At 46.1% G+C, this 7386-nt stretch carries 8 protein-coding genes; 3 read left to right on the forward strand and 5 right to left on the reverse strand.

From position 1 onward, the window contains the following. The first annotated feature begins 140 nt into the window (after positions 1 to 140). Entirely contained in the window at positions 141 to 1082 is a 942-nt protein-coding gene (locus tag QUA20_RS18095; RefSeq protein ID WP_333190445.1) for a DNA methyltransferase, read from the forward strand. On the opposite strand, the gene QUA20_RS18100 is transcribed toward QUA20_RS18095, so the two are convergent. The 5 genes from QUA20_RS18100 to QUA20_RS18120 form a co-directional block, all read right to left on the reverse strand. Continuing rightward, positions 1045 to 1596, reverse strand: coding sequence for a hypothetical protein (locus QUA20_RS18100; RefSeq protein ID WP_333190446.1), 552 nt, complete (start codon positions 1594 to 1596; stop codon positions 1045 to 1047). The genes QUA20_RS18095 and QUA20_RS18100 overlap by 38 nt on opposite strands. After that, positions 1586 to 1798: a helix-turn-helix domain-containing protein gene (locus tag QUA20_RS18105; RefSeq protein ID WP_015176535.1), complete on the reverse strand. Its 213-nt coding sequence runs from the start codon at positions 1796 to 1798 to the stop codon at positions 1586 to 1588. Before QUA20_RS18105 ends, QUA20_RS18100 begins: the two co-directional genes overlap by 11 nt. Before the next feature lie 170 nt (positions 1799 to 1968). Next, the gene (locus tag QUA20_RS18110) at positions 1969 to 2172 is read right to left on the reverse strand and encodes a hypothetical protein (protein ID WP_333190449.1); all 204 of its coding nucleotides are present in this window, start codon (positions 2170 to 2172) and stop codon (positions 1969 to 1971) included. A gap of 7 nt (positions 2173 to 2179) precedes the next feature. Then, complete coding sequence (locus tag QUA20_RS18115) at positions 2180 to 3889, reverse strand: pentapeptide repeat-containing protein (protein WP_333190450.1); 1710 nt, start codon at positions 3887 to 3889, stop codon at positions 2180 to 2182. 428 nt (positions 3890 to 4317) lie between these two features. After that, positions 4318 to 4734 carry a hypothetical protein gene (locus tag QUA20_RS18120; RefSeq protein WP_333190452.1) on the reverse strand — a complete coding sequence of 139 codons (417 nt, stop codon included), beginning with the start codon at positions 4732 to 4734 and terminating at the stop codon, positions 4318 to 4320. Positions 4735 to 4988: 254 nt separating this feature from the next. On the opposite strand from QUA20_RS18120, the gene QUA20_RS18125 reads away from it, so the two are divergent. Beyond that, a complete protein-coding gene (locus QUA20_RS18125; RefSeq protein ID WP_333190454.1) occupies positions 4989 to 6758 on the forward strand; it encodes a S8 family peptidase in 1770 nt (589 codons plus the stop codon). Next, positions 6755 to 6976, forward strand: a complete 222-nt coding sequence (locus QUA20_RS18130) for a hypothetical protein (protein ID WP_333190456.1) — start codon at positions 6755 to 6757, stop codon at positions 6974 to 6976. Before QUA20_RS18125 ends, QUA20_RS18130 begins: the two co-directional genes overlap by 4 nt. Positions 6977 to 7386: the final 410 nt, after the last annotated feature.

Genomic DNA, 7386 nt, shown 5'->3' on the forward strand with positions numbered 1-7386 from the left:
TGATAAGAAACCATGACACAGCCAGTCATTTTATAAAAATTAGAAGAACTGCCTGAGTCTTTTCAGACAGAAGTGCTTCATTCTAGTTGACCGCTCCCAAAAGAATACTATAAGTATCATATTGATTAACTGCCTGACTAATGAAAAAAACTCCCTCAAATGAAGTTTTGATTGGCGACTGTCGTGAAGTGATGAAGGCATTGCCAGAAAATTATGTTTCTGCATGTATTACTGACCCACCTTACAATTATGAATTTATTGGTCATAAATGGGATGACTCAGAAATTCAAAGGCGTATTGAAAGAGTCAATGGCAAGGGAAATAAAACCCTTGTTAAAAACATTCCTTATGGCAGTGGTTTAGCTGGTGGAGTCAGAAACAAAAAATGGTATCAAAGGAATCGTAACAACATTCTGGAGTATGAGAAGTGGTGCTTTGATTGGGGTGAGCAGCTTTTTCGTATCTGCAAACCGGGTGCGACAGTTTTAGTTTTCAACAGTACACGAACTGTTGCTCACGTGCAAGTAGCACTTGAAAGTGCTGGTTTCTATGCGAGAGATATTCTTGTTTATAAAAGATCGAGTGGTATCCCTAAAGGTGTCAATATCAAACAACAGTTGGAGAAGAAAGGATATGAAAATTATGAAAAATGGGATGGTTGGCACAGTTGCCTGAGGAACGAATGGGAAGCAATCTGCGTACTTCAAAAACCACTGGTCAATAATTACTTGGAAACTCTACAGGAGTATGGTACTGGTCTATTTTATACTAAAGATCAGTTCGGTGGTTTTCAGTCGAATATTTTAGAAGGTATACATCGTGAGAAAAACGAGGAGTTTAACGTCCATTGCACAGTTAAACCAATTGCTCTAATGAGAAAGCTTGTCGAAATATTTGTACCGCGTTTGGAAAATTCTCTTCTAATCGATCCTTTCGCAGGATCGGGAACCACATTGCTGGCGGCGCAAGAATTTGGCATTAGGTATGTTGGTATTGAAATAGTACCTGACTACTTAGAGATTATAAACAAGCGCCTTGATAGTTTCAGCGGTATACAGGGAATTCTCCCACTTTTCCAATAAGAAATGACTTTAAATCAAACCCGCTTATTGTTTGTAGAAACTCAAACGAATCGTCCCCAGTGTAAACTTTCCAAGTCCCTACTTGGCACGCTGTAATAGCTGCGGGCAAATTATCTTTTCTAAGTATTAAAAATACGGGATCGTAATTATAAGTACGAAGTAGTGGACCATAAGATTTGAACTTTTTCAGTGTTCCAGAATCTCCTGAGCCAATACGATATTTTGTATCTATTGCGTACCCATCAACAATCAGATCGCACGGCTCATCGCTTCCAACTTTAAATGCTGGCTGAAAACTACTGCAATATGCTTTACACGTTTCAGTAACTAACAATTGCCAACACATACCTAACTCCCGTCCCCAATATTGCCTATTCTCTTTTTTTATTATGGGAGAAATACCAAACACATCCATTAAAATATCGTGTTCTTCATTTTCTTCTGCATAAACTTTCTCGGTAAATGAGTTTTGGTATCTTGCTAAAATTTGCTCTAGTCTTCTTTCAGTCATCATCAGTTACCAGTTCAGCTAGACTGACGGATAATGCCTTGGCTATTTTGCTTGCATTAAGCAGCGTTATATTCCTTTCACCTCGTTCAACTGAACCAATATAGGTGCGATGTAATTCAGATAGTTCTGCAAGCCGATCTTGGGAAAGATTTCTGAGCTTTCTGAAATGTCTAACTTTTTTACCAAATTGCTCCGTAATATCCATAGATTGGGCAAGATTAAGCAATGACAACTATAATCTGACAGACTATAAGTAGCGACAGACTATAAGTAGCATTCGTGACAGGCAGCCTTTATATTTGTGACCTGACCAATCCAACAATTCTTATGAGGCAGGCATCCGGTCCTCCCTGGACTGGCTTTTCACTTCTATGTCTATGCGCCACAAAAGGGCGATCGCAAACCGCACCGCTTCCCCATTACCGAACAAAGATCGCAATCCGAAGCCGTTTTCTCCCACGTGAGCAACTGTTCCCGAAAAGCTTGGTATTGCTTGGCCCGCTGCACAATTTCTTGCAGTTTGCGACACAGAAGAGCAAGTGCCGGCTTTAGCGGGTCGCCGACTTCAAGTGTTAACAATTAACTGTTAATAATCGATCAAAAGGGTGATGGCATACCGCACCGCTTCCCCCATCATCGAACAGCGAACGCGATCGGACGCCGTTTTTTCCCACGTGAGCAACTGTTCCCGAAACACCGGGTCTTGCTTCGCCCGCTGCACGATCGCCTGACTGATGACTTTCTTTTGAATCTGCTCTGTTGGGATACCTTGCTGCTTCAAATAATCCAACAGCCGCTGCACGCTTTCAGAGAATTTATCCGGCGTCTGAGACATCAAAATAAACGAAATTTGGCGCACCATTCGCTGGTAGATTTCCTGTCTTCTGAGCAACGCCTCCTTGTGGCTCGGGTCAGCCGGCTGCGCACTGTTAGTAGGAACAGCCAAATCGAGCAAACTCAAAATTTCAGCGCCCTTGGCTAAAACCTTTTCCAACATATCTGGATAAAGCTCCAAAATGCGATCGCCCAAAATCTTGCCGTTCACCAAACGGTTCGCGCTCAGCCGCAGTAAATTTTGTTCTCCAGCAGACTCAAAAAATTGAACGTTCAATTTGAGTTCGCGGCTTTCCAACTCCACCCGACGCAGCGTAAAAACCAAAGCCTCCCAATTAGGAGATTCATCAAAAAACACCTTCACCATAGAACTGTCCTCTTGATGCTGCCTCCCCAATTCCCCGGACTCAAAATCGCGATTGACTGGCAAGCGATTTGCCGCAACTTTCGCAGTATAATCAAACTCAGTAAAAACATAGTTGCAGTCAACTCTCGACAGATCGACATCTTGAACTTGCCAATTTTGAATGCAGCAACCCGTAAGCTGCGCCCCCTCCAAATTAGTCCGAATCAAACGGCACTCAATCAAACAAGCTTCTCTTAAATCTGCCTCACTCAAAATCGCATCCATCAAATAAGCGCCACTCAAATCAGCTTTCCGCAAATCAGCACTGCGCAAATTAGCTTCGCTCAAATCCGCCCGCAGCAAATACACTCCTTGCAGGTTACCTCGCAGCAAAAGCGCCTTCTTAAAACTCGCTTTCAATAAATAAGAACCTGCCAGATTAGCTCGACTCAAATCAGCGTTATCCAGCACCGCCTCAGTCAAATCCGCCCCCGCCAGCACAGCTCGGTGCAAGTCAGCGCCCGTCAGATTTGCCGATCGCATTTGAGCGCCGTTGAGGTCAGCTTCAATCAAATTTACACCCCTCAAAATTGCCGATCGCAAATTCGCTTCCACCAAATGCGCTTCCCGCAAATTAGCACCCGTTAAATTAGCACCAACTAGACTGGCGTGGTTGAGATTCGCCTCCATCAATTCCGCCGCCATCAACTTCGCGCCGTCAAGTTTAGCCCCAGCCAAATTAATTTGGTCTGATTTAACTCCTTGAAGATTAGCACCGCCCAAATCCGCTTCAGGCAACGTGGCCCAATTGAGCTCTGCTGCTTCCAAACAAGCAAGGCGCAAATCCGCTTTAGCAAGATTTGCCCCGCTCAAATTTGCCCCGCTCAGATTCGCCCCAGCCAGCCCCGCACTGCGGAGATCCGCGCGGCGCAAACAAGCCCCTATCAACTTGGCATTGCTCAAAAAAGACCAGCTCAAATTAGCACCGGTCAAGTTAGCACCAGTGAAGTCTATTTCTCGCAGGTTAACACCGCTTAAACTAGCGCCGCTGAGGTCTATGTGACCAAAGTTGCGCTCTCCCTGTTGATAGCGCTGTAAAAATTCTTGTGTTTGCATTCCGCAGGTTTGGGGGCTGGCAATTTAGCTGTTTTAGGACGCGCTGGTCAATCGATTTTAGATTTTAGATTTTAGATTTTAGATTAAAGCATTGACCCCACAGATAAATTCGGGGGCTCCTTTATCGGATACAGGTTTTTTCTTTCTCCACGGATGAATCCGGGGGCTTGTATCCTGGATGCTTACGGTCAATAACTTTAACTGTAAGGTACGCACGGAACACTAGCGGGCTAGGCACGGGGACACTACTTCTACTACTTACTGCCAGAACTCACGTCCTCCGGGTGATCCGTGGGTACTTTACCCCTATAGATGGCAGTTCAAAGGATTTGTTGCGTAAGTTCTATTTCTACTACCAGTTTTACAGACTTTTGTAACTTCAACTAGCCGAGTTCATATCTGATACGCTGCCCCGCTGAAGACTGCTTTTACCTAAAGCGCTGCAATTCTTGCTGCAAGTGTTTTCCCCATTTAGTCGCTAGAGGAATTTCTGTAAAAGGAACCTGCACCGCAGCAGCATCTTTCAATAAAAATTCGAGGGCGATTGGACTTCCCGAACTCGGCGGCGACTCTAAATCAACTGCCTGAGAGTTGACTAACAACCGCAGCGACTGCACGTCTTTTAAAGAAAAAGTTTGCAAATTCACAGGCCCGCTGCGAGTAGGTTTTCCCCAAGTTAAACTGTCTTCTTTTTGACCGAGTACAGCATAAATATCGTACTTGGCTTTAGCGAATTGTTCGGCCCAGACGCGATACGCTTCGAGCTTTTGATACTCGTTCCATCCAGCCCAAGCCAGCCCGATAAACATTGCCAGCAGCGGCAGCCACATTAAACCTCTTTCCATGCAATACCCTTGTTGAAAATAGTCCAGGTTCTGTTTCTCATCTTCTCTAATGATACAATTAATTGAACTCCTAAAACTTGCTCTGCAATTTAAACTAGAAATTAGAGCAATTTTTGATCTAGCAACAGCCACCGCCGAAAACTACCAAACGCCCGCGTGCGAGATCCCCACAAGTCGCAGCAAGGAAAACTGGCGCTGGCGGTGAAAATTGGGTTATTGTGGGGAACAAGCCTTCCCTAAACGGACGATCGGCCATGAAAAAGTTTTTCCTTCTGTGCTTATTTTTAATCGGGCTCGGCTGGGCGATTTCTAATTTCCCAGGACTTGCTACTCAAGGCACTTACGACTCGATTGTGCTGGATTTCCGCGAAGATTTGGGTGCTGCTGAGATTGCGAAAGAAGTAAATGCGATCGCCCAACAGTACCAAGTCGCACCCCAACTCAACAGCGAATTCTCAGCAGGCGACAATGTATATGTAGTTAAGGGCGATCGCACTTTGCTAAACGCCCTGAGAAAATCAAATTTGGCTAAAGATACCGAATACATTGAACCGAACTACGTCTACAGCGCTTTCGAGATTCCCAACGACCCCATGTATACCAAGCAGTGGAATCTCCGCAGCATCAATGTAGAATCTGCCTGGAACGAAACCAAAGGCAGCGGCACAACAGTAGCGATAATTGACACGGGTATTACTCCAGTCGCTGACTTAAAAGAAACCAAATTTGTACCGGGCTACGACTTTGTAAACGATCGCGCCGAAGCCTACGATGACAACGGCCACGGTACTCACGTCGCCGGTACAGTCGCCCAATCAACTAACAACAATTACGGCGTTGCGGGCATCGCCTACGAAGCAGCTTTAATGCCGCTGAAAGTGTTAAGCGGCAGCGGTGGTGGCACGGTTTCCGACATCGCCGAAGCAATTAAATTTGCTGCTGACAACGGCGCAGATGTCATCAACATGAGTTTAGGCGGCGGCGGCGAAAGTCAGTTAATGGAAGAGGCGATCGACTACGCCCATTCTAAAGGCGTTGTCATCATCGCAGCCGCAGGCAACTCCGGCGACAGTTCCGCTTCCTATCCCGCCCGCTATCCCCACGTCATCGGCGTTTCCGCCCTCGGCCCCGACGACGAAAAAGCCTCTTACTCCAATTTCGGCGCAGGGGTTGACATTGCAGCCCCGGGCGGTTCTGAAATGGGCAAGATCCTGCAAAGTACGATCGACCCGGAAACCGGCGCCGAAGTCTTTGAAGGCTACCAAGGCACTAGCATGGCTTCTCCCCACGTTGCAGCCGTTGCAGCCCTTGTCAAGGCCTCCGGCATCACAGAACCAGACGCAATTCGCAGCGTACTCTTGCAGTCCTCGCGAACTGTCACTGAAGATCCGTTAAACCATTTTGGTTCAGGACACCTAGACGCAGCCGCAGCAGTTCAGCTAGCCCAGCGCGGACAAATCAACTTCCGCGATTTCTTCCGCTGGCTGCGCGATAACGGGTATCTCAACCCCCGCTTTTGGATTGACGGCGGTGCAGTCGCCCTGTTGCCTAAAATTGCAATGGTGCTGGGTTCTTACCTGCTGGCTTTCTTTATGCGGAATTATTTTCCGTTCCAGTGGACTTGGGGCTTTTCCGGCGGCTTGATTGCTGGCAGTTCTGGGTTCTTTGGCCTGCGAAATCTGTTTGTATTTGACTTGCCGCAGTGGCCGATGCGGGTGATGGGCAGTTCTATTCCCGAACTCGGCGGCGCAATTAATGGCAGCAGTATGCTGAATCCCATTTTTGCTAGCGTTTTGATTCCTGGGATTTTGATTGCTTTGCTGTTGGGACATCAACAGTGGAAGTGGATCGCGATCGCAATTTCGATCGGTTTTGCCAGCAGTTTAGCGGTGAATGCTTTTGTGTCTCCCGCAGTCTGGGGATTGGGCACAGGTTTGGTATCACAAACATTTTTGATTGTCAATGCTTTTCTGTGTTTCGGACTGGCGCGTTTAGCAATTAAAACAGAGGTGCGATCGGCATGAGTATTACTGTCAAAGGTGTAATTGAACGCAAAGGATTGGGTCCCGGTACTTGGGCTTTGGTTGGCGAAGATGGGGAAACTTACGAACTTAAGAATGCTCCTTCTGGGTTGAAAAAAGCTGGTTTGAAAGTCAGTGTTAAAGGTGAAGTCCGCAAGGATGTGATGACTTTTGCTATGATCGGCCCGGTGCTTGAGGTGCAGTCTTTTGAGGCGATTTAGCCTAATTGGTTAATGCAGCTTTTGAGCTAAAAAAAACCCCGGCCAAAATTGGCTGGGGTTTATTAATCAGGGTGCATCTTTATTTACTTTGCAGTGGCTAGCACGATGTTCGGGACAAATTAGATTTTTGACCGCAGATGCACGCAGATTAACGCGGATAATTCTTGATTTATTAAAATTTTGCGGTTTTGGCTGCAATACGAAAAAAAAACCCGGCCAAAATTGGTCGGGAGTTAATTAATCAGGGTGCATCTACTAATTTAGTCTCCGGTTCAAGGCGTACCTATTCCGGACAGTTGGGGAAAATTTGGGAAAATTTGTGGTTTGGGGTGAAATACGAAAAAAAAACCCGGCCAAAATTGGTCGGGAGTTAATTAATCAGGGTGCATCTACTAATTTAGTCTCCGGTT

The organism is Microcoleus sp. Pol7_A1 (assembly GCF_036701085.1).
Lineage (GTDB): Bacteria > Cyanobacteriota > Cyanobacteriia > Cyanobacteriales > Microcoleaceae > Microcoleus > Microcoleus asticus.